Below are 19,758 nucleotides of genomic sequence, written 5' to 3'. Positions count from 1 at the left end.
CCCCGGAAGGGCCCCGGTCGCGGCGTGACCGGACCGGGGACCGGCGAGGGCGGCGGACTCCGTCAGGCCGTCGTCGCCTTCGGGTTGACGTTCTGCGCGAGGAGTTCGTTCATCTCCTTGTGCGCCATCGACGCCTTGCTGTTGCTCTCGTCGTGGAACCGCAGCAGGTAGTGGTACATCACGGCGACGCACTTGTCGCGGCTCTTGTACTCCGCGTTGTCGGTGAGCTCCAGGCGCTCGGAGATCTCCTTGATCTTCCCGTCGGGCGTGGTGTAGAGCGGGTGCCACATGAGGGTCACGGCGGGGTTGAGCTGCTGGATCATGCGCAGTTGGGGGATCTCCTGCGCGATCAGGACGCTGTCGGGGTTGTACGCCCGCAGGAACACGTGCACCGGGCCCGTCGCGCGCTCGACGAACGCGGTGGACAGGACGTTCCACAAAGGCGCCTGGAGCTTCCAGTCGGCGTGCAGCTCCAACTGGTCGACGACCTTGCCGAGCCGGGTGAACTCCAGCGAGGTGTGGCCCTTGCCGTGGGCGTAGACGCTCACGTCGAAGCCGCCCGACCAGAGCGCCAACGTCGGGGTGGTGATCCGCAGATGCTCGCCGACGAGGTTGACGAGCTCGCGGAACCAGGTGTTCGAGGCCCGGATCTTGCGCCGCTCCGCGGAGTCGATCGACGGGTCCGAGGACTTCTGGTTCAGGACCGCCTGCTCGGCGATCCCGCCCAGCAGCAGTTGCCAGGCGCTCTCGATCACGTCCGCCGGGAACCCGCCGGCCTTCATCATCTTCTGGAACACGGCCCACTCGGGGTGGTCCTGCGCCTTGGCCGCGTAGTGGTCCTTGGGAGCGTCTGCCGACGGCTTGCGGCGCTGCACGGCGTGCGCGGGCCCCGCGCCGGCCGCCGTATCGGTCACGGTGCCGTCCACCGCGTCGTCCACCGCCCGCTGGGCCGTCCGCCCGGTGGCGGGGGCACTCCCGGACATGACCCGCCGGGCGTTCTCCTCCGCGGCGACCTCGAAGCGGTCGGACGGGTCGGAGATCTTCATCCCGTTGCCGTTGTCCGTGCCCGCGACGGGGCCCCGCCGCTGCTGGAGGACGTGGGTGAGTTCGTGGGCGAGCGTGTGGCGGTCGCCGCCGCCCTCGCCGATCACGATGTGGCTGCCGGAGGTGTAGGCGCGGGCGCCGATCTCCTGCGCCGACTTCTTCGCGGCCGCGTCGTTGTGGATGCGGACGTCGCTGAAGTCGGCGCCGCCGAACCGCGCCTGCATGTCGTGCAGTTCCGGCTCGGGCAGCGGCCGGCCGGGACGGCCCAGCACGTCATGCGCGGCCGTCCGGCGCTGCACCGGGCCCTCTTCCGGCGCGGTCTGCTGATGGCCGCAGGACGCCCCGTGGACGTGGCGCTGCGTCTCCAGCAGGTGGGCGACCGTGGCGTTGCCGACCGAACGCTGCAACGCGATGACCGACGCCGGTGAGTGCCCGCCCGGCGCCTGCGTGGCGGAAGCGGCCGCCGGCCCGAGCCCCTCGGTACGCGGCAGTGCGGCGGGCTTGCGCGGCACCGTTCCCGGCCGCTGCGCAGCGCTCACATCCTGCTTCCGCTCCTGCACGTACTCACTCCTTCGGTGCTGCACGCCGCGAGCCGGTCGTCCGACCCGCGGGTTGCTCGTCGAGCCGGCTCCCGCGTCCGGCCGGCCCGCGCGTCCGGCCGGCTCCCTGTCGAGTCGCTCACCCGGGCCCAGCCGGCTCTCCGTCGAGCCTGTTCCCTGTCTAGACGGGGTCGACGGCGCGCGGCAAGAAGCGGAAGGGCACGCCCGTACGTTCGCGCGGGTACCGTCCGTGCCCCCACCGGGCAGGGGATGCGCGCCGCCCGCGCCCCCGGCCCGGGCAGCGCGGGCGGCGAGGAGTCAACGCGGCGTCAGAAGACCGTCCACCAGGGCCCGGAGCCCGTCCCGGTAGGTGTCCTCGGCGGTCAGCGGCGCCCAGCGGTCCGCGACCTGCGCCAGGCGGGGCAGGTCGCCCGGGTCCAGAGCGGCGAAGACCTGCTCCCGGTAGGTGGGGCGGTCGTCGCCGGTGCGCCGCCGGGCCGCCGACGTCCGGACCACGATCTCGCCGGCGGTGTAGTACCAGATCGCGCGGTACCCCTGCACGGCCCGCTCGGGGGAGAGGCCGCATACGACCAGGCCGTCGACGATCTGCTCGACGAACCACAGCGCGGCGGTGGACATCAGGTCGTCGGCGGTCAGCACCTCCACGATCCAGGGGCAGGCGGCGAGCGCCTCGTGGATCGTGGAGGCGGCGACGACGATCCGCTCGCGGGGCTCGGCGGGCAGTTCGGGGCGGCGCAGCGTCCGCTCGGTGTAGTCGTCCAGCAGCAGGACGAGCAGTTCCTCCTTGTTGCGGACGTGGTGGTAGAGCGCCATCGGCGTGCTGCCGATCTCCGTGGCCAGCCGCCGCATGGTCAGCCGGTCCACGCCTTCCTCGGCGACGATCCGGCGGGCCGCTTCGATGACCTCCTCGCGGGAGATACGGGGAGGTCGGCCAGGGGCTCTGCGCGGTGCGGACGGCTGCGGCATGACCCCATCATCCCCCGGACATCGACAGAAGCACCCTCGGGAGGCTAGTTTCCTTACATGTATAAAAACTCACGGGGGCGGCCCGGAGTGGTGCTGGCGGCCGCGGCCGTCGCCCAGTTCGCCATCGCCCTGGACATGTCGGTGGTCAACGTCGCCCTGCCCGCGATCCGCACCGCCCTGGGATTCACGCCGCTCGGACTGTCGTGGGTCGTGCAGGCCTACGCGCTCGCGCTCGGCGGATTCCTGTTGCTCGGAGGCCGCGCCTGCGACCTGTACGGCCGGCGCCGGATGTTCGTGCTCGGCCTGGCCGTCTTCGGGGTGTGCTCGCTGGCGGGCGGGCTGGCCCAGGCGCCCTGGCAGCTGATCGCCGCCCGCGCCGGGCAGGGCCTGGGAGCCGCCGCGGCCGCCCCGGCCGCGCTGGCGATGCTCACGACCACCTTCACCGAGGGCCCGGGGCGCGTACGCGCGCTCGGCGTGTGGAGCGCGGTGAACGCCGCCGGGGGAGCACTGGGTGTGCTGGCGGGCGGGCTGCTGACCGAGTACGCAGGCTGGCGCTGGGTGATGCTGATCAACCTGCCCATCGTGGCGATCGCGCTCGCCCTGGTGCGCACCGGTGTGCCCGCCGAGGAACGCCCCGCCCGGCGCGAGCGGTTGGACGTGCTCGGCGCCGTCCTGGCCACGGGCGGAGTCGGGCTGCTGGTGTTCGCGGACCTCCGCACCGACGTCGAAGGGTGGAGCTCGCCGGTCACGTTGACCATGCTCGCCGCCGCGGCCGTGCTGCTGGTCGCCTTCGGGTACGCCGAATCCCGTTCCCCCGCACCGCTGTTGCGGCTCGGCCTGCTGCGCAGCCGCTGGGTGGCCGGTGCCAACGCGCTGGTGTTCCTCGCCGCGGCCGGGCAGTTCGCGGCGTTCTACTTCGTGTCCCTGTACATGCAGCAGGTGCTGGGCATGGGCCCCGCGGCGACCGGCGCCGCGTTCCTGCCCTTCTCCGCGGGCCTGATCGCGGGCACCCTCGTCGCGACCCGCGTCACCGCGGCACGCACCCCCCGGGCGTGCCTGGTACCCGGAGCCCTGCTCGCCGCCGCCGGCCTGGTGTGGTTCGCGTTCATCAGCCCCGACGGAGGTTTTCTCACCGACGTGCTCGGCCCGTCCCTGATGACCAGCGTCGGAACCGGACTCGTGCTGGCCCCGGTCGCCACCGCCGCGACCAACGGCGTCGCCGCCCGCGAGGCCGGCATGGCCTCCGGCCTGTTCAACAGCTCCCGCCAACTCGGCGGCTGCATCGGCCTGGCCGCGCTGGCCACCGTCGCCGCGCATCGCACCGGCGCGGCCACCGGCCCCGCGGCGCTCAACGACGGGTACGCCCTGAGCCTGACCGTCGCCGCAGCCCTCTTCGCGCTCGCGGCCGTCGTGGCGTTCGTCGCGCTGCCCCGCCGCGGAGCAGGAGCCGGAACCGCCCGACCGCGACCCTCCACCCCCGCAGAGAACCGACTGGAAGGAACACCCTCATGACGACGAACCCGACCTCGTCCCCCTCCTCCATCGACGCCATCGACCTGTTCGCCTTGGCGCTGACCTTCCACCCCGACGGCGACGTCCGGGCCGGCGAACGGCGGATGGACGGCAGCGACTCCGATGCCTGGCAGGTCGCGACGTTCCACGTGGAGACCGACGCCGACGTCCACGCCGACCACTGGGAGATGCACCCGTCGGCCGAGGAGGGGGTGTGCTGCCTGACCGGCGGCGCCCGCGTCTACTTCCGCGCCACCGGGCCCGGCGGCGCCGAGGACATGGTGCGGTTGCCGGCGGGCACCGCCGTGATCGTCCCCCGCGGACGCTGGCACCGGCTGGAACTGGACGCCCCCAGCGACCTGATGTCGATCACCCGCCGCCACGGCACCCGCCTGGAGAAGCGCACCGACACCCCCTGACCGCAGTGCGGCCCGGCAGCACCCTGCTGCCGGGCCACCTCGCCGGAGGAACTGGGCGGCGCGGTCAGCAGGTGACGCTGCCCTCGCGGATCGCGTGGTCGTCGTCGTCGGAGTCGTCGGCCCAGTACACGGGCTTGGAGCCGCTCACGCACTCGTCGGCGCCGGCCAGGGAGAAGCCCTCGTTGTTGTAGTCGGGCATGCCGGTGGGGCGGTTGTAGACGGCGCTGAGGGCGAAGGTGCCCGAAGAGCCGATCGTGAAGGTGCGGTGCTGGCCGTCGCAGGTGTCGTCGCAGACGACCCACAGGCGCGACGCCTGCGGCTCCCACTGCAGTTCCATCACGCCGTCCATGCCGCTGCTGAAGGAGGCGACGCGGGTGAACGCGCCGGAGTCCTGGAGGACGTAGCCGTAGACCGTGCCGGAGCCCTCGACGCCCACGAAGAACACGCCGCCGGTGTGGGAGCCGTAGTTGGCGGGGTTGTAGGCGGCGCCGGTCGAGGAGTCCTGGAAGCCGGCGCCGGTCAGGTAGCTGTCGGGGACCCAGGTGATGCCCTCGAAGCCGAGGTTGGCGCCGGTGGAGGGCAGGTCCGCGGTGAGGTTCCACTCGTTGGTGGCGGTCAGCGAGCTGCCCGTACCGGAGACGTCGTAGCGCAGCACCGACAGCCGGCTGGTGCCGGAGTGGTCGCCGTCGCGCTCGCTCGCCAGGTAGACCCCGCCCGCCGAACCGGACCCGGTCAGGGTGACACCCTCGTCGTCGGGGGTGCCCGAACCGCCGGGGTAGTGGACCTTCTTGCCGGAGGTCCAGCCGCCGGACGTGTCGGGCTGCCAGCCGCCGGAGCCGTCCGGGAGCAGACGCCACAGCTTGCCGCTGTTCTGCGCCCCCCACATCACACCGCCCTCCTGGTAGAGGCCGCTGAGGTCCTCGCCGAAGACGCCCGAGCCGTCGGCAGTGGTGACCGAGCTGCTGCCGGGCCAGGCCACGGGCGTGCCCGGGTCGCTGGGGGGAGTGGTGGGCGGGGTCGTCGGCGGGGTGGTGGTGCCGCCGGAGCCGGGAGCGAGGGCGACGCCGCGGAAGGCCTCCTTGGCGGGAGCCGTGGCCAAAGTGGTCACGGAGCCGTTCATGACGGCGGCCGGGCCGCTGGTGTCGGTCACCGTGGAGAGGGTGCCGCCGGTGCCCGAGGAGCCGCTGCCGGTGGCGTACAGCACGGCCTGCCCGCCGCTGACCGAGCCGGTCAGGCCGGTGACGCCGGAGACGCTCCTGCTGCCCTCCGCCTTCCAAGTACCGCCGACCAGGCTGAACTTGTTGATCTTCCCGGCGCTGGAGTCCGCTGCGTACAGGGTGTCGGGGCCGGCGCCGCCGGAGAGGTCGAGCAGCGCGTAGCCGTAGGGGTCGCCGCTGCTCTCGGGGCTGCCGGGCAGGTTGGTCAGCGTCTGCCCGGAGGTGGTCGGGGTGCCGCTGCCCACGGTGGAGACGCCGGTGCCGTTCTTGTCGGAGGAGGCGTACAGCCGGCCGCCGGCGATCTGCACCGCGCGGACGTTCTTCGACGTGAGCTGGGTGAAGCTGCCGGAGCCGAGGGTGGTGTAGCCGATGCCGCCGGCGGCACCGGAGACCCAGATGCTCGTGCCGTCGGTGCTGGCCGCGCCCCGGACGTTGTTGTCGGCGGCGAACTCGTCGAGCATGGTGCTGGTGTCCACGGTGCCGTCGGCGCCGACGCGGGCGATCGTCACGTCGTCGGTGGTGGCGACGGCGCTGGCGCCGACCGCCTTGTGGTAGCCGGGAGCCAGCAGGTAGCGGCCGTCGGCGGAGAGCGTGAGCTGTCCCTCCGACGAGGCGGTGCCCGAGGCGGTCAGCTCGTGCGTGCTGCCGCTGTCGGCGGTGGGCAGCGCGACGGAACGCACCAGCGCCCCGGCGGGGGTGTACTCGTCGAGGAACACCGGGGCGGCCTTGTCGCTCAGGGAGCTGCCGCCGTCACCGACGCGGTAGACCACGACGTCGCCGGTGCCGAACGCGGTGGTGGCGGCGCCGCTGATCGTCGCGTGGGCGACGACCGGGGCGGTGACGGCGCCGAGCGTCATCAGGCCGGCGACGACGCTGCCGATCACGGTCCTGCGGCCGGCGCGAACCGGCACGCGGCGCACGGGTGGGGGGACTTTGCCGTTCACAGGCGGACTGCCTTTCGACGGTGGACCGACGCCAGGTCCAAAGGACCCGCGCAGCAGGGGAGTTGACCGGTCGGAGTGCAAACGGCGCAACTGTGCCGCCGGGGGATGGCGCCGCGGTGAACTTCGTACGTCGCCCGTCCGTCCCCACGCCGTACACATCGGGCGCCGAAGGGACTTGGGGGTCGCCGGGTGGCGGAGCTCGGGGGCGGCTCGCCGATTGCGCTGGTGAGAGCATATCTGCAGGTCAAAGTAGGTGGCGTAACATCGGCGTCATCAGCGGACCCTAGATTGGGACCACTGCGGGAGCGTTTCCCGCACGGGGATTCCGGGATCTGACCGGGCCCGCGCGCAGCGACAGAGAGGCGGTGCCCTTGATGCCCCCCGTGTCCAGGACCGGCTCCCCTCCGGGCACTCCGGCTCGCGCCGACAGAGCCCGGCAGGTCGCCGACGTGCTGCGGCAGCAGGCCGCCGCGGGGCTGTTCCCCACCGGTCTCCTGCCCGAAGAGCGGCTTCTGGTGGCGGACTTCGGGGTCTCGCGCAACACCGTCCGCGAGGCGTTGCGCATCCTGGCCGACGAGGGACTGGTCCAACGCCGGCGCGGGGTCGGCACCGTGCTGGTGGGCCGCAAGGTCGAGCATCCGCTGGGCCGGATGACCGGGCTCGCCGAGACCCTGCACCAACTGGGCACGGTGGACAACCACTTGCGTGCTGCGGGCAGCGTGCTGCCGCCCGCCGCCGTCGCCCGCCGACTCGGCACACCCCGGGGACAGCCGGTCGTACGACTGGAGCGGCTGCGCCACCTCGACGGCGTTCCGCTGTCGCTGGACCTGACGTATCTGCCGGCCGACATCGGCACGCCGTTGCTGGAACTCGACCTGGCCGGACGGGACGTGTTCGCGCTCATCGAGGAGACCGCGGGCGTGCGGCTGAGCACCGCGACGCTGACGGTGCAGGCGGTGAACGCCGACCCTCGCACCGCCGAGGTCCTGGACACCTCGCCGGGTGCGGCGCTGTTCGCGGTGGAGCGCCTGAGCACGCTGGCGGGCGGCCGCCCGGTGGACCTGGAGTTCCTGTCCATCCGCGGTGACCGGCTCGTGCTGCGCGCCGACCTGGACCGTCACACCGGCTGACCCCTTCCTCACCCTCCTTCTCTCCCGCCACTCCCGCCCCCTACCCTTCCGGCCGCCGCCGCAGCCCCGTTTCGTCGACCCGGTCCCCGCCGGGGCGCGACGCGCGAGGGGCCGTCGCGCCCAACGGCCATGCCGCCATGCCGTCTTCCTGCCCCGCCGCCCCGCCGCCCCGCCGCTGTGCCGCGCCGCATCGCCGAGCCGCCTCGCCGCGATGCCGCCAAGGTGCCGTGCCCGGGCACGACTGCCGGAGGTTCCCCGTGCCGAGTCCCCGACCCGTTCCGCCACCCGTCGCCCGCCCGCCGTCCCCGCGCCAGCCCCGACCGCGCCGGCGCCCCCGTCCCGACGCCCTGACGGCGGCCATGGGACTGTGCGTGACCCTCGTGGTGGGAATGGTCTCCGCGGTCAACCTCGCCATCCCCTCGCTGTCCCGCAGCGCCCTGCACCCGTCGGCGGCCGCCGTGCTGTGGGTGGTCGACGGCTATGTCGCTGTCTTCGCCTGCCTCCTCGTGCCGGCCGGGGCGCTGGCCGACCGGCTCGGCCGCAAGGGCGTCCTGCTGGCCGGAACGGCGGTCTTCGCGGTGGGCTGCCTGCTCGCGGGAACCGCCACGGACGTGGGTGTGCTGATCGCGGGGCGGATGGTCAGCGGTGTGGGGGCGGCGGCCGTCCTGCCCACCACGCTGGCGCTCATGGTGGCCGGCACGCCGCCCGCGGGCCGCGCCGGACGGATCGCCGTCTGGGCGGCCATGACCGGACTCGCCGCCGTCCTGGGCAACGTCGGCGGCGGCGCCGCCATCCAGGCCGGCTCCTGGCGCGCGCTGTTCCTGGCCGCGGTCCCGCTGTCCCTGGTCGCCCTGGCGCTGGCCGCCGCTGTCGCCCCGAAGACGCCCCGGTACGCCCGCCCGGTCGCCCCGCTCGGCGTCCTGCTGCTGACCTGTTCCTTCTTCGTCCTGCTGTTCGCCCTCGTCTCCGGCCCGCAACAGGGCTGGACCAGCCGTACGGTCCTCGGATCGTTCGCCGCGGCGGCCGCCGCGCTGGCCTGGTGGGTCCGGCGCGAACTGCGCAGCGCGCACCCGCTGCTCGATCCCCGGCTACTGGCATCGCCCCCGGTACGGGCCGGCGCGCTCGGCATGACGGTCGTCTTCACCGGCATGTTCGGCCTGTTCTACCTCAACGGCCAGTACCTCCAGTACGCGAAGGGCTACTCCCCCCTCGGTTCCGGAATCCGGCTGCTGCCCATGGCCGTCGCCCTGCTGCTGGCCCCGCGGTGCGCGGTCGGCCTGCGCCACCGCCTCGGCGAGCGGCGCGTCGTGGGGCTGGGCCTGCTCCTGCTGGCCACGGGCCTCGGTACCGTCTCCCTGGTCGGCGCGCGGACCCCGTATCCCTTCTACGCCCTCGGCGCCGTACTCACCGCCGCGGGCTGCGGGCTGGCCACGCCGGTCCTCTCGCACGCCATGATGTCCGCGCTGCCTCCCGAACAGGCGGGCACCGGATCGGCGTTGCAGAGCCTGACGCGCGAACTGGGCAGCGCGTTGGGGGTCGCCCTCAACGGCACCGTGATCGCCGACCGGTTCACCGCGAACCTGCCGCACGCCCTGCGTGGACCGCACGCCCCGAGCACCGTCGCCCAGGCACAGCGCTTCTCCGACCACCCCTCCCTGCGGCACGCGGTCCTCCAGGACTTCACCGGCGCGCTCGACACCGGCATGCGCGTCCTCGCCGCGATCGTCCTGACCGCCGGAGCCCTCGTGCTCCACTGGTTCTCCCGCCCCGGCCCGGTGGCGGAGCGGACGAGGGGGAGGCGGTGACGCGGGAGCGGCGGGGACGTCAGCGCAGCCGGACCGGGAGGGAGAGCAGCCCCCGGTGGCGGGGGTTGTCCTGCCAGGCGGGGGCGCGGTCGGGGTCCGCCAGGCGGAGCGCGGGATAACGCCGCAGCACCTGGCCGAAGGCGATCTCGGCCTGGAGCCGGGCCAGCGGTGCGCCCAGGCAGCGGTGGATGCCGTGGCCGAACGCCAGGTGCCCGGCGGCGTCACGGGTGACGTCGAACCGGTCGGGGTCCGGGAAGACCTCAGGGTCGCGGTTGGCGGCCAGCAGCGCGATCTGCACGAACTCCCCGGCCGGGATCGTGGTGCCCTCGATCTCCACCGGCTGCGTGGCGTAGCGCAGGCTCGCGATGCCGAACGGGCTCTCGTGGCGCAGGACTTCCTCGGTCAGGCCGGGCAGCAGCGACGGGTCGGCGCGTACGGCGGCGAGCTGATCGGGGTGGGCGAGCAGGGCGTGCAGGCCGTTGGCGATGAGGTTGGCGGTGGTCTGGTGGCCCGCGATCACCAGCAGGAACGCCATCGAGGTGACCTCTTCCTCGGTGAGGCGGTCACCGCCGTCGCGGGCGGCGACGAGGGCGGACAGCAGGTCGTCGCCCGGGTGCGCCCGCTTCTGCTCGATCAGGGCGCGCAGCCGGTCCAGCATCGCCTCGGCCGTCGGGACGGACACCTCGCCGTCGCCCTCGTCCCCGGTCACCGTGTGGCCACGGACCTGGAGGACCCCGGGATCACCCGGGTCCGCGCCGAGCAGGTCGAAGATCACCGCCAGCGGCAGCGGGAGCGCGAACCGGCCGATCAGGTCGACCTCGTCGCTCCCGTCCAGGGCGTCGAGCAGCGCGGTGGCCCGGGCCTCGATCCGGGGGCGCAGCATCGCCACCCGCCGCTGGGTGAAAGCCTGTTGGACCAGCCGGCGCAGCCGGGTGTGGCGCGGCGGGTCGGAGTTGAGCAGGTGGGTGGTGAGCGCTCCGCCCGGGCCGCCCGTGGGCAGCCCCTCGTGCCGGGCGAACGCCTCGGTCGCGCCGTCCTTGCTCAGCCGCGGGTCCACCAGGGCCGCCCGGCAGGCCGCGTGCCCGGTGACGACCCAGCCGGCCAGCGGCACCGGTCCGGAGAAGCGGACCTGGCGGACCTCGCGCGTCTCACGCCAGCGCCGGTACGACTCGTGCGGGTGGCGGGCGAAGGACCCGTCCACGGTCTCGGCCCCGCCGGGCGGTTCGGGCGACGCGGACGGCTCGTTCACCTCGGACCGCGGCTCGGGTATCCCGCACGGTACGGACACGTCGGCCTCCTCGCTCCCCTCAGGCAGCCGCACCGCGCACCGCCGTCACCTTGACGTCCTCCACGCCGAGCAGCCCGACCAGGGGCACCTTTGCGGAGGTCTGCCCGGGGTCCACCGCCAGGCCGGAGGCGCGGATGAGGTCCAGGAGCAGTTCGGCCAGGGGCATCACCATGTGCCGGCCCCAGCAGCGCTCGGAGGAGTGGCCGAAGGGCAGGTAGCCGGGGGCGGTGTCGGGATCGAGGGTCTCCCAGCGCTCCGGACGGAACGTGTCCGGGTCCTCCCACAGCTTCGGGTCCCGGTGCGAGAGGAGCGGCAGCAGCAGGACGTCGTCGCCCGCGCCGATGCGCTCGTCGATCCCGGGGTACTCGGGAGAGGCGTTGCGCAGGATGTTCCAGGACGGCGGCAGCAGCCGCATGGCCTCGTACAGGATGTGCCGGTTCGGCGTCTCGGGGTCGAACGGCGAGCCGAGCCACAGCGCGTTCGCGACCAGGGTGGAGACCGTGAAGCACACCGGGGCCGCCGCTCGCCGGTACATGCCCATCGCGTAGCGGCGATCCTGGTACCCCTTCGCGTCGGCGGTCAGGCCCGCGATCGCGGTCAGCGGGGTTCCCCGCCACCCGACCCGCCCCGGGAGCGCGGCGCCCGCCGCGATGACGGTCCAGGTGAGCTTCGGCGTCAGTTCGAGGTTGCGGCTCATCAGGACCCGCAGGCGGTACGGGTCCTGGCCGAGGATCAGGTCCCGCAGGAACAGATGCCCTCGCAGCGGCCAGACCCCCGACAGTTCGACGTCCTCGGGGCGGGGGCGGGTCCGCTTCAGGGCCTCGCGCACATCGGCGCCGATGGTGCGGATCACCGAACCGGCCTCGCTGCGCGGGATCGAGCGCCCGTGCAGCGGTTTGAACGTGGGCCGCTCCACCTCCGTGGCCCGGCGGGCGGCGAGAATCCGGTCGGCCACGTCGTGTCCGGCGATCCCGATGGTGTCGGGTTCGAGCCGGAAGAGGTCCTGGCCGAGGTGGTCCCGGAACAGGGCGGCGAGTCGTGGGTGGAACACCGTGGCGCGCATGCGGGTCTCCAGGAAGGCCGAGCGGGGCAGGCGGCATCGTCCCCGCCTCGCGGCGGGGACGACCTGGCGGCCTAGTACCAGAAGTACCAGGCGCTGGCCTTCAGGCTCTTCTGCGCGGACACCTTGTTACGAATGGCGAAGAGAAGCTTCATCATTGCACCCCCTTTCCGGGTGGAGATGTCACGCACTTCCTCTCGTGAAGGTCGTGCGTGGTTCGCCCGACGAAAGTACACGAGAAAGAGGGGTGAATGGTAGGGGCACCTTCCGGCCCGGGCGATTCACCCCTTCCGGCCCCCGGCCGCACGACCGATGGACCGAACACGTCGTCCATCAGGACCGGTTGGGGATGGTGGCCGCCCCGGCGCGCCCGCGCTCCGCGGATCGCGTAAAGCACCTGTTCGGAGCCGGTGATTTCATTTCGGTGACGAGCGGAGGTGTAAGGGAATTTCCAGCGGGGTAGAACCAGAATTTCACCCGGTCGCTTTCTCCCCGGCCGAAGAACGCGTTCCCCGGACGTCGTTCGCTTCGCGTTCGCCGCGGATACGGATATGTCGGGGCGGCCGGATTTCCGCGTGTCGCGGCGCCGGGGTGCGCCTCGGGGGAGCGCCGCCGAGCGCACTGGGCGGGCGCCCGTGGCCCGGCACGCCCGCGGGATCACCCGGCCACCGGGGCCGTCCGGACCATCGTCCAGGACACGGGCGGGAGTTCCACGGACAGGCCCTTCGGGCCGGCCGAGTGCCGGGTGCTGGAGCGCGGCTCCACCCGGCGCGGCGCCGCCTTGGAGTTGGTCGCCAGCAGGTCCCGGCCGCCCAGCACGACGTGTTCCACGACGGTGTGCTCCTCGCCGGCCATCGCCAACCGCAAGGTGGCGGCCTGGCTCTCGTCCCGGTTCACGGCGAAGACCGTCGTCTCGCCGGTCTCGGCGTCCCGGGTCGCGGTCACGTCGACCGCCGCCACGTCGCCGAGGGTCTCGGAGTGCAGCACCGGCGAGTTCGGCTCGACGCGCAGCACCTCGCCACGCGCGTGCCGGGCGGTGAGGGCGAAGGGGTGGAAGATGGTCTGCCGCCAGGCGCCGGCGTCGGGTTCGGTGCGGATCGGCGCGATGACGTTGACGAGTTGGGCGAGGCAGGCGATGGTCACCCGGTCGCTGTGCCGCAGCAGGCTCATCAGCAGGTTGCCCAGGACGACGGCGTCCTCGACGGTGTACTCGTCCTCGATCAGCCGGGGCGCCCGCGCCCAGTCGAGACGGTCCTGGCCGGCGAACCGGCTCTCGTACCAGAGGTTCCACTCGTCGAAGGAGAGCTTCAGCCTGCGCCGGGAGCGCTTCTTGGCCGCGATGTGGTCGCAGGTGGCGACGACGCCGTCGATGAAGTCGTCCATCACCTGCGCGGAGGCCAGGAAGCCGACCCGGTCCTCGCCGTGCTGCTCGAAGTAGGCGTGCAGCGAGATGGAGTCGACGACGTCGAACGCCTCGTCCAGGACGTCGGCCTCCCAGGACCCGAAGGTCGGCATCCGCTCGTTGGAGCTGCCGCAGGCGACGAGTTCGATGGACGGGTCGATCCGCCGCATGGCCTTGCCGGTCTCGGCGGCCAGCCGGCCGTACTCGGTGCCGGTCTTCCGGCCGATCTGCCAGGGGCCGTCCATCTCGTTGCCCAGGCACCAGGTCCTGATGCGGTGCGGGTCGCGCACGCCGTGCGCGATGCGCAGGTCGGAGTAGCGGGTGCCGGCCGGGAAGTTGGCGTATTCGAGCAGGTTGCAGGCGTCCTCGACGCCGCGGGTGCCGAGGTTGACGGCCATGATCGGTTCGACGCCGGCCTGCCTCGCCCACGACATGAACTCGTTGAGCCCGAAGGTGTTGGGCTCCAGCGAGCGCCAGGCCAGGTCGAGGGCGACCGGGCGGTCCTCGCGGGGGCCGACGCCGTCCTCCCAGCGGTAGCCGGAGACGAAGTTGCCGCCGGGGTAGCGGACGGCGCTCACGCCGAGTTCGCGGGTCAGCTCGATGACATCGGCCCGCAGGCCCTCGACGTCGGCTTCGGGGTGGCCGGGCTCGTACACGCCGCCGTAGACGCAGCGGCCCATGTGCTCGACGAACGACCCGAACAGCCGCGGGGGCACCGGCGCGATGACGAAGGCGGGGTCGAGGGTGGCAGTGCAGGTCAGCACACCGGTCTCCGGTTTCTCTGCGAACGGTCTGAAGTCGAGCGGGGGAGTCGGGCGCCTTGGGATGCGGGCGCCTGAGCGTCGGGGACCTGGGATACGGGCATCTGGGATCGCGCGCCTGGGATCGGGCACTTGGGCGGGAGTCGCTTGATGCCGGCGGTCGCCGCGCCCTGAGCCGGTGCCGCCCGCTCAGCCGGGATGGCTTCCGCAGGACTCGCGGATCACGAGTTCGAACGGCAGCACCGTGTGGACCGGGTCGGGCGCCGTCCCGTCCACGAGGTCGAAGAGGATCGCCGCGGCCTTGCGGCCCAGCGACTCGGCCGGGACGCGGACGGTGGTGATCCCGGGTGTGGTGAGCCGGGAGACGCCGAAGTCGTCGTATCCGGCCAGGGCGATGTCCTCCGGGATGCGCAGCCCGCGGGAGCGGATCTCCAGCATCGCGCCGTAGGCCATCTCGTCGTTGGCGGCGAAGATCGCCTGGACGTCGGACATGCTGTCCAGCACCTGCCGCGCGGCGAGCGTCCCCGACTCCTCGCTGAAGTCGCCCACGGCGAGGGTGTGGGTGCACGGCCGCCGCGACGCGGCGAGCGTGGCGCGGAAGCCCTCGTAACGGTCCACCGCGGTCTGGTGGTCGAGCGGGCCGCTGATGTAGCCGATCCGGGTCAGCCCGTGGTCCTCCACGAGGTGGTGGGCGACCGCCGCGGCGCCCGCGATCTCGTCGATGCCGACGCTCGCCGCGTGCGGCAGGCGCACGAACCGCCCGATCAGCACCACCGGCAACGCGGCGTCCACCATGCGGTTGACGTTGGGGTCGCCGATCGAGGCCGAGGCGACGATCGCGCCCGACGCCGCCTGCGAGCGCAGCACCCGCTCGTAGGCCGCGACGCCGTGGGACTCGTCGGGGTTGGTCGACACCATCAGCGCGGCGTCGTGGGCGTTGGCCTCGGCGGTGACCCCCACCAGCAGATGCATGAAGTAGGGGTGGCCGAAGACATGCCGGCCGGTCTGGGGCACGACGACCGCGATCGACGTCGAACGGCCCGCGCGCAGCGCCCGCCCCGCGGAGTTCGGGACGTAGCCGAGCTTCGCCGCGGCGGCCCTGACGGCATCCTTGGTCGCCGCGCTGATCCGCGGATGGTCCGCGAGCGCCATGGACGCGGCGCTCTGCGAGATCCCGACGGCCGTCGCGACGTCCTTGAGCGTGACGGTGCCGCGCCTGCCGGCCGGCGCCGAGCGTCCGCGGCTCCGGCCGCCGCCGTCACCACCTCCGGCCGGCGGGTCGGCGTCGTCCCTCTTCTCCGGGCCGCCCCGCCCCAGCGGGACGGCCTCGCTGTCCTCGCGTCGGTCACCGCGGCTGCGGTCGCGTTCGGCCGCCGTCATCCCGCCACCCCGGAGGGGTCAATGCGGTTGAAGCGCGTCATGCGGTGCTCCCAGGGGTGTGCTTCAACGATTCAGCACCCCGGACGCTAAGTGGCCGTGAACATCGCGTCAAGAGTCGTCCGCGAGATCATCGGACAACAGGGGCGCCTGGCCCAGGGGTTGACGGGCTCGACGCGCCACCTCTAGCTTCGACTGCGCTGAATCGTATGAGCATCGCGCACGGGGTATCCGCACCAGGTGACGCACGGCGCTTCCCACCGGGCGCCCGCGCACCGCCATCCGCGACATCACCCGACGGAGAAAGGTCGACGATGACCGCTCACGCTCACCGACCACATCTGCGGCACGCGCTGAGACGCCTGCGCGGCGTCCTTCTCTCGATGGGCGCGACCATGGTCCTGGCCCTCGGCCTGCTGGTCGGCGTCACCGGTCCCGCGCACGCCGCCACGGACCAGCCCTGCGACATCTACGGCAACGCCGGAACCCCCTGCGTCGGCGCCTTCAGCACCGTCCGCGCGCTCTACGGCTCCTACAGCGGCAACCTCTACCAGGTCACCCGGGTGCAGGACGGCGCGACGCTCGACATCGGCCTGCTCGCCCCCGGCGGCATCGCCGACGCCGGGCCGCAGAACGTCTTCTGCGCCGCCGGCCCGTGCGTCATCTCCAAGATCTACGACCAGTCGCCGCGGCACAACGACCTGACCATCGCGGGCGCCGGCACCGCGGGCGCCGCCAACTCCGGTGCGATGGCGGACGCGTTGCACGTCACCGTGGGCGGCCACTCGGTGTACGGCGTCTACGTGCCGCCGGGCGTCGGGTACCGCCACGCCGTCGGGTCGGGGGTCGCCACCGGGGGCCAGCCCGAGGGCATGTACATGGTGGCCAGCGGCACCCACACCATCCACGACTGCTGCTTCGACTTCGGCAATGTCGAGGCGGCCGAGGACGACACCGGCGCCGGCCACATGGACGCGCTCAACATCTCCCCGGCGAGGGCCTGCGACCCGTGCCAGGGCAACGGGCCCTGGGTGCAGGCCGACCTGGAGAACGGCATCTACCAGGCCGACACCAACGCCCACAGCGTCAACGGCGGCAACTCCAGCCCGTTCGTCACGGCCGTGCTGAAGAACAACGGCCAGACGAGCTTCGCGCTCAAGGGCGGCGACTCCCGGTCGGGCGCCCTCACCACCTGGTGGAACGGCGCCCTGCCACCCGGCTACGCGCCCATGCAGCAGGAGGGCTCCATCGTCATGGGCACCGGCGGCGACAACAGCAACCGCGCCGGCGGCTCCTTCTTCGAAGGCGTGATGACCTCCGGCTACCCGTCGGACGCCGCGGACGACGCCGTGCAGGCGAACATCGTGTCGGCCGGCTACGCGGGCGACACCGCGGGGGTGGCACCGGCCACGATCGCCGGACCCGGCGGCACCTGTGTGGACGTCACCGGCGACGACGTCGCGGGCCGGTCCGCGGCCGTCCAGCTCTGGGGCTGCCAGAGCGCCGCCGCCGACCAGCACTGGACCCACGACGCCGACGGCTCGCTGCGCACGCTCGGCCGCTGCCTGGACATCGTCGGCAACAGCACCGCCCAGAACGCCCAGGTCCAGCTCTACGACTGCAACGGGGTCGGCGGGCAGAAGTGGGTGCAGCGCGCCGACGGCTCGCTCTTCAACCCGCAGTCCGGGCGCTGCCTGGACTCCCCGAACGACGCCACCGCCAACGGCACCCGCCTGCAGATCCACGACTGCAACGGCACCGACGCCCAGCGGTTCACGGTCAACGGCGGAGCGCCGGTCAACGCCCCCGGCGGAAAGTGCGTGGACATCGACGGCGACGACAACGGCGGCAACCTCAGCGCCGCGCAACTGTGGGACTGCCAGCCCTACGCGCTGGACCAGCACTGGGTGCACGCCGCCGACGGCTCGCTGCGCACCCTCGGCCGCTGCCTCGACATCGACGGCAACGGCACCGCCCAGGACACCCAGGTGGAGCTCTACGACTGCGACGGCGTCGGCGGCCAGGTCTGGCAGCAGCAGTCCGACGGCTCGCTGCTCAACCCGCAGTCCGGCCGCTGCCTGGACGACCCGAACGGTGCCGGCGCCAACGGCACCCGCCTGCAGATCCACGACTGCAACGGCACCGCCGCCCAGAAGTTCGCGCTGAACTGACCCGCTCCGGCCGACCCCGGTGGTGCGGAGGCGACAGGCCCTCCGCACCACCGGTTCGGCGCCCCCGGCGCGTCAGCCGTTGCCGGTGAGACCGCGGAGATCGGCCCGGTCGCGGGTGTTGAAGTTCTCCACCGACGCCTTCGCGGTCGCGGGGTCCTTGAGCCACTCGTTGTAGGCGCGCCGCTGTCCGGCGGTGGCGTTCGCGACGAGGTGGCCGTCGCCGGTGAGGAACGGCTTGCCGTGGCTGTACTCGTTCGCGTACTTCCGGGGGTCGCCGACGTGGGGGTTGTCCACGTAGGCGTGGTGGGCGGCGTCCTGCCAGTCGTCCTGCCAGGTGGTGCTCGTCGGCGGCGAGCCGATGTCCGCGTGCTTGCCCGTGGTCGTGATCAGTTTGATGAGTTCGTCCTCGCCCTTGCTCAGCGCCGCCTTGCCGATCGTGGCGGCCGCCTCGCCGGGGTCCAGCGCGACGTCGACTCCGGTGTGCACGGCGAAGGCGAAGGCGTCGGACAGGTGATCCGCCCACGCCTTCTGCTTCGCCGCCGTGTCGGCGGACAGCTGTTTGCTGACCGCCCGGGCTTCGTAGTCGAAGACGCCGTCGATGGTGCCGGCGCCGTTCTCGTGGATCGGGTTGTCCGGGTCGTTGTCGGCCATCTCCTGCGCCTGCTTGCGGCCGAACGCGAGCACCCGTCCGGCGGAGGTGCCGTCCTGCATGGCCTGGTCGATGAACGCCGCCCACGCGGCACCGTCGGCGTCGACGTGCCCCGGGCCCTGGACCGGCGCCGGGTCGGTCAGGCTCGCCTGGAGGTCCGGCCAGTACGCCTCGATGATGTCGGCGTAGACCGCGCAGTACTCCGATGACGGGTGGGCGTCGGGGTGACGGGCGTAGTAGGTGACGAACGCCGTGGTGTTGGCCGCGGAGGTCTTCGGGTCCACGCCGGGCGCGGGCAGCGTGCCGGCGCGCAGCACCGCGGCGAACGCCTTGGACTCCGCCGGGTTGATGGTGGCGTTGCCCTGGCCGCTCGGCCCGATGAGCCCGGGCAGTTCCTTGGCGTGGTCGTGCACGAACGCGGTGGCCGCGACGGGGTCGGCGGCGAGCGCGGGCCACACGTACCTGCCCAGTTGCCCGGAGTTGTCGCTCAGCGCGTCGTCGCCGAGGCTGACCAGCACCGCGGGCGGGAAGTTCGCGAAGCGGAGCAGCGGCGCCAGCTCGGACGGAATCGCGCCGAGCTCGTTCTTCAGCGACGCGCCGCCGCGCAGGGCGGTGGCCAGGAAGTCGGCCATCAGGGCCTGCCCGGCGTCGGGGTTGCCCTCTTCGTAGAGGTGGTCATCGGTGACGAGTTTCATGGCGGCCTTCGTGCCGAGCGCGTCCAACGCGGCTTTGCAGTAGTCCGGGTCCGTGTCGTGTGCCCGCACGAGTTCGAGGTACCGCGCGGCGCTGATCTTCCCGTCCTTGTACGCCTTGGCGTCCTTCCTCGCCGCGTTCACCGCCGCGGCCTGCGTGGCGAACCCGTCGAGGTCGGCGCCGGCGGCGGTCGCCGCCAGCCCCTTCCCGCCGCCCAGTTCCTTCGCCTGCCTGGCGGCATCCGCGGCCAGGCTGTGCCGGCGCCGCAGCATCGGCAACTGCCCCCGGGCCCAGGACAGATGGCGGTTGATCGCGGTCAGTCGGGACGTGTCGAGGCTCATGCCCCGCGCCGTCGTCATCCACTTGTCCACCAGCGGCTGCGCGCTGGTGTGGCCGCCGGCGGCCGTACGGCGGTCGATCGAGTTGATCAGGTCCCACAGTCGCGCGGGGTCGAGCCCGCTGAAGTCCCCGTCCGGATCTTGGTGGCCCATGGCCGTGCCCCCGTGTGCTCGTCGTCCGCCGCCGCGCGTTTCCCGCGGTCGTGCGCCCCGTTGTGTGCACGAGGATGGGCGCGTGCGTTCACGGGTGAACAGGGATTTTCCGCACCGGGAAAACGGCACGTGGTTCGCGCGGCCGGAGCGGGCCGGCCGGGCGTCGGCGTGGGAGTGGGCGCCCGCGGTGCGGAGTCGCGCACGTTCGCCGACCCGATGATGGCCGACCTGCGGCAGCGCGCTGAACCCGGCCGGGCCGCCGGACCCAC

14 protein-coding genes are annotated in these 19,758 nt (G+C 72.9%); 5 read left to right on the top strand and 9 right to left on the bottom strand.

The annotated features are described in order from the left end of the window. Positions 1-62: 62 nt before the first annotated feature. Together OG370_RS03505 and OG370_RS03500 are read right to left on the bottom strand one after the other, a co-directional pair. Entirely contained in the window at positions 63-1,604 is a 1,542-nt protein-coding gene (locus OG370_RS03505; RefSeq protein ID WP_443060606.1) for an eCIS core domain-containing protein, read from the bottom strand. A gap of 297 nt (positions 1,605-1,901) precedes the next feature. Next, positions 1,902-2,570 (bottom strand): TetR/AcrR family transcriptional regulator, encoded by a 669-nt coding sequence (locus OG370_RS03500; protein WP_328460462.1) that lies wholly within the window; start codon positions 2,568-2,570, stop codon positions 1,902-1,904. Between the two features lie 57 nt (positions 2,571-2,627). Here OG370_RS03500 and OG370_RS03495 point away from each other — a divergent pair, with 57 nt between their 5' ends. Further along, positions 2,628-4,082 (top strand): MFS transporter, encoded by a 1,455-nt coding sequence (locus tag OG370_RS03495; RefSeq protein WP_328460460.1) that lies wholly within the window; start codon positions 2,628-2,630, stop codon positions 4,080-4,082. Continuing rightward, the gene (locus OG370_RS03490; protein ID WP_328460458.1) at positions 4,079-4,501 is read left to right on the top strand and encodes a cupin domain-containing protein; all 423 of its coding nucleotides are present in this window, start codon (positions 4,079-4,081) and stop codon (positions 4,499-4,501) included. The genes OG370_RS03495 and OG370_RS03490 overlap by 4 nt, the downstream gene beginning before the upstream one ends. Positions 4,502-4,565: 64 nt before the next feature. Here the strand turns inward: OG370_RS03490 and OG370_RS03485 are convergent, their stop codons facing one another. Next, positions 4,566-5,918, bottom strand: a complete 1,353-nt coding sequence (locus OG370_RS03485; RefSeq protein WP_443060842.1) for a lamin tail domain-containing protein — start codon at positions 5,916-5,918, stop codon at positions 4,566-4,568. A gap of 1,118 nt (positions 5,919-7,036) precedes the next feature. On the opposite strand from OG370_RS03485, the gene OG370_RS03480 reads away from it, so the two are divergent. After that, on the top strand, positions 7,037-7,792 hold the full coding sequence (locus OG370_RS03480) for a GntR family transcriptional regulator (protein ID WP_328460456.1): 756 nt from the start codon (positions 7,037-7,039) through the stop codon (positions 7,790-7,792). Between the two features lie 371 nt (positions 7,793-8,163). Further along, complete coding sequence (locus OG370_RS03475) at positions 8,164-9,597, top strand: MFS transporter (protein ID WP_328460454.1); 1,434 nt, start codon at positions 8,164-8,166, stop codon at positions 9,595-9,597. Between the two features lie 19 nt (positions 9,598-9,616). Here OG370_RS03475 and OG370_RS03470 read toward each other — a convergent pair whose 3' ends face one another. The 5 genes from OG370_RS03470 to OG370_RS03455 form a co-directional block, all read right to left on the bottom strand. Further along, complete coding sequence (locus tag OG370_RS03470) at positions 9,617-10,885, bottom strand: cytochrome P450 family protein (RefSeq protein ID WP_328460452.1); 1,269 nt, start codon at positions 10,883-10,885, stop codon at positions 9,617-9,619. Positions 10,886-10,904: 19 nt separating this feature from the next. Beyond that, the gene (locus OG370_RS03465; RefSeq protein ID WP_328460450.1) at positions 10,905-11,948 is read right to left on the bottom strand and encodes a cytochrome P450; all 1,044 of its coding nucleotides are present in this window, start codon (positions 11,946-11,948) and stop codon (positions 10,905-10,907) included. Between the two features lie 71 nt (positions 11,949-12,019). Then, a complete protein-coding gene (locus OG370_RS41400) occupies positions 12,020-12,100 on the bottom strand; it encodes a tryptorubin family RiPP precursor (RefSeq protein WP_218161885.1) in 81 nt (26 codons plus the stop codon). A 502-nt stretch (positions 12,101-12,602) separates the two neighbouring features. Further along, the gene (gene arfA, locus OG370_RS03460) at positions 12,603-14,108 is read right to left on the bottom strand and encodes an arabinosylfuranosidase ArfA (RefSeq protein ID WP_328473745.1); all 1,506 of its coding nucleotides are present in this window, start codon (positions 14,106-14,108) and stop codon (positions 12,603-12,605) included. Positions 14,109-14,297: 189 nt separating this feature from the next. Then, positions 14,298-15,488: a LacI family DNA-binding transcriptional regulator gene (locus OG370_RS03455; protein ID WP_328460448.1), complete on the bottom strand. Its 1,191-nt coding sequence runs from the start codon at positions 15,486-15,488 to the stop codon at positions 14,298-14,300. 311 nt (positions 15,489-15,799) lie between these two features. Between OG370_RS03455 and OG370_RS03450 the strand changes: the two genes are divergently transcribed. Next, complete coding sequence (locus OG370_RS03450) at positions 15,800-17,656, top strand: arabinofuranosidase catalytic domain-containing protein (protein ID WP_328460446.1); 1,857 nt, start codon at positions 15,800-15,802, stop codon at positions 17,654-17,656. A 72-nt stretch (positions 17,657-17,728) separates the two neighbouring features. On the opposite strand, the gene OG370_RS03445 is transcribed toward OG370_RS03450, so the two are convergent. Then, on the bottom strand, positions 17,729-19,489 hold the full coding sequence (locus OG370_RS03445; RefSeq protein WP_328460444.1) for a hypothetical protein: 1,761 nt from the start codon (positions 19,487-19,489) through the stop codon (positions 17,729-17,731). Positions 19,490-19,758 lie beyond the last annotated feature (269 nt).

The organism is Streptomyces sp. NBC_00448 (assembly GCF_036014115.1).
In the GTDB taxonomy this organism is placed as follows: domain Bacteria; phylum Actinomycetota; class Actinomycetes; order Streptomycetales; family Streptomycetaceae; genus Actinacidiphila.
Note: the sequence above shows the minus strand (reverse complement) of the source record. Positions and strands in the feature narration are given on the sequence as shown.